The 470-nt window shown below is 68.7% G+C and carries 1 protein-coding gene; it reads right to left on the reverse strand.

All coding sequences use genetic code 11. The features are described from left to right. A partial coding sequence (locus M3147_RS18960; RefSeq protein WP_285874109.1) for a solute carrier family 23 protein occupies positions 1-451 on the reverse strand: 451 nt, incomplete at its 3' end. Between the last annotated feature and the right edge of the window lie 19 nt (positions 452-470).

Below are 470 nucleotides of genomic sequence, written 5' to 3' on the forward strand. Positions count from 1 at the left end.
CCGGAAACAGCTGCAGCCCGATCACGGTGACGATGCAGCCCGTCACGACCGGCGGGAACAGGCGGCGCAGCCGGCCGACCAGCGGCGCCGCGAAGGTCGTGATGATGCCCGCGCCGATCACCGCGCCGCACACGCCGGCGAACCCGACGCCCGGCGTCAGGCCGATCGCGATCACCGGGCCGACGCTGCTGAACGCGACGCCCTGCAGGATCGGCAGGCGCACGCCGAGCTTCCACACGCCGACCGTTTGCAGGATCGTCGAGATGCCGGAACAGAACAGCGCGGTGCTGATCAGCACGGTCGTATCGGCGGGCGACATCTTCAAGGCCGATGCGACGATCAGCGGCACCGCGATCGCGCCGATATACGCGACGAGCATGTGCTGCAGGCCGAGCGTCAGCATCTGGCGGCGCGGCAGGACCCGATCGACGGGATGTGAAGCAGAGTTCATGGGCGTGTCTCCTGAGGTT

The sequence above is a fragment of the Agromyces mediolanus genome, from assembly GCF_023715325.1.
Classification (GTDB): domain Bacteria; phylum Actinomycetota; class Actinomycetes; order Actinomycetales; family Microbacteriaceae; genus Agromyces; species Agromyces mediolanus_A.